We start from the raw sequence: 2,708 nt of genomic DNA, 5'->3' as shown, positions 1-2,708 counted from the left end.
TCTTTGGGAGGTTTTGATTTTTCTTCAAAATAGAGATGTAGGTTTTCCTCAGAATTGAGAGCAGAAACTATTTCAAAGTTATCTACTAGAAAATCGGGAAGAACAAATTTTAAAAGTTCGACAGAATCCATTTGTTATTGTTTTACTCTGCAAATATCTATATTTTTAATAAAAAGCCTCCTCAGGTTTTGTTCCTGATCCCTTTTTTTAGCCGCGAAAAAGATTGTAACGTATAGCCCGACGGTGCTGGAACGTAGTGGAAGTAGCGGCAGACGCATGAATTTGGAATAAATAGTTAACTTATTTTTGTTATTCTTAATCCGTTTTACTTATCCTGTTTCAATTGTTTTTGTTATGGTTTTTTCTTATTTACTGAGTTGTTTGAGATAATTATTTGTTGTTATTTTTTGTGTCGTTTACTTTGGCTTTTGAGTGTGTATCGACTAGTTTAAATCTTGGTCATTTTAATAGTAAGCTTTTATATAGTTATATCATTTCAGGTGTTGGGTATAGATAGTGTTCTATTTTTGGTTACGCTCTGTATTAGTATTTAATTTTAATCATTGGTAATGTATTGTAATTGTAGAAAATGACTTGATACGAATTTCGCTGGGTATCTTCAGTGATTCGTATATTTAGAAGTTTGTGACCGTCATTATGTGAATTGTTAATTTTATATTAAAAAATTGTATTTTTTGTCGTTTATAATGCATAGTTTTATTGTTTGTATGTAAAAATCTCAATTTGATAATCAAAAATTCATATATGAAACATAAATTACTCTATTTATTGTTCTTCTTTTCGTTTCTGGGAAATGCTATTTTCGCTCAAAGTAGTAAGATCAATAATAAAAATTCTGGAAATTCTTCTTCAACATCAGTAGCAAAAACAAAGGCACTTATTCCTGCACCCTTGGCAACTGCAGGAAGTTCATGTAAGGAAGTAGCAGATGCTACGGTTAGGGTTTTTGTTACTGCGTCAGGAAATAGTGGAGATATTATAGAGTGGTTTGACAGCCAAGAGTCTACTACTGTTTTACGTACTGGGTCTATTTACAGTCCGTTTATCAGTAAAACAACTACTTTTTATGTACAAAGTCGTTCTGCAAGTGACTTAAGTGTAAGGGTTCCTGTTGTGGCTTCAGTCTTTAATGCTCCCCCAAATGTTTACTTAGCTGTATCTCCTACTAATAGTCCAATTTGTAAAGGTGTTCCTTTGACTTTTACTGCAACGGGTGGTGGAGATTTGTTTGAGTTTTTAGTTGATAATGTGGTGGTTCAACCTATGTCAACTAGCAAGGTGTATACTACCACAACTTTGAATTCTGGACAAGTTGTTAAGGTTAGAACTAGGTATACTGTTAACTTTGATGGGACAGTTTCCGAAGCTGCTTGGGGTACGGGTGCGTTTGAAGATAATACTTTGAGCGCTGCACTATCGCCAAATGCAGTTGATGGATACCTGACTAATATAAAGATTAGTGGTACAGAAGATAATTTGATTTTTGGGATAACTGGTAAATTAAATGCAAATAGAAGTACATTATTGTTTTTGGATACGAAGCCTGGTGGTTTCAATATTGGAAATTATGGTGACGAAGTAACCGTTAATCCCTCAGTTAATGGGTTTAATTATTTTAATAATAATCCAAGCACTTTTGATTCCTATTTTTTACCTGATTATTGCTTGGCAATATCTACTAAAGATGGTGGATTGACCTACTTCGCTGATATTATAGAGCTTAAGACTGGTACTTCGACAAAAGTTAGTTTAGGAACTGCTTCTAATGGAAATCCGTCTGAAAACTTTGGTGTTAATAGCGGTAATACAGGTATAAATGATTTGTCGTTGGGATTTGAAGTTTCGGTTTTGAAATCTCAAATTGGCTATGTAACTGGGGATATTAAATTTTTCGGCTTCACCATGAAAGATGATTCTGAAGCTGCTTTTAGTATCACTAATTCGTTTCTTAGTCCGGAAAGAACATCTACTTTAGATTTCGGTTCTGGACCAATAAATTTTAATTTAAGTGATCCAAAGGCGGTTGTAGTTTCTGCTGACGCTTTTATACCTTGTTACAAGGAAGCTACACTTTCTGTTACTATTGTTGAGAAGCCAACTACTGCCACAGTAGGTAGTAACCAAAATAATTGTTCTCTAACTAGTGCTTCTCTAGGAGGTAATACTCCAACCGTAGGAACTGGAAGATGGTCAGTAAAATCGGGTCCAGGTACAGTAACTTTCAGTAATAGCAATAGTGGTAGTAGCACTGCAACAGTTGATGTAGTGGGTACTTATGTTTTTACTTGGACAATATCAAATGGTAATTGCGATCCTTCAACGGCCGATATTACGGTGCGTTTTGATGTACCTCCTGTACCTCCAGTAGGGAGTAACCAAACGGAATGTGCACAAAACCCTATACAAACGTTAACTGCCATAGCAACTGTTGTAGCGGGATCGACATTAAAATGGTATGATGCAGCAACAGGAGGAAACGTGGTTTCAAATCCAACATTGAATGCTATCGGAACAAAAACCTATTATGCAGAAGCGGTTAATACGGCTTCAAGTTGTCCTAGTCCTTCACGTACTGCAGTTGTTTTAACGATAAACCCAATTCCATTAGCACCAGTTAGTGGTGGGAACAAAACAGAATGTGAGGCGTCGCCGATTCAAACACTTACTGCTACAGCAACAACGGCTGT

At 35.6% G+C, this 2,708-nt stretch carries 1 pseudogene; it reads left to right on the top strand.

Going from position 1 to position 2,708, the window contains the following annotated elements:
* Positions 1 to 765: 765 nt before the first annotated feature.
* Positions 766 to 2,708: pseudogene (locus P8M54_RS09950) on the top strand (hypothetical protein); the annotation flags it as partial.

Source organism: Flavobacterium sp., from assembly GCF_029242675.1.
In the GTDB taxonomy this organism is placed as follows: domain Bacteria; phylum Bacteroidota; class Bacteroidia; order Flavobacteriales; family Flavobacteriaceae; genus Flavobacterium.
The sequence above is the reverse complement of the archived record's forward strand: the minus strand, read 5'-3'. Positions and strand labels throughout refer to the sequence as shown.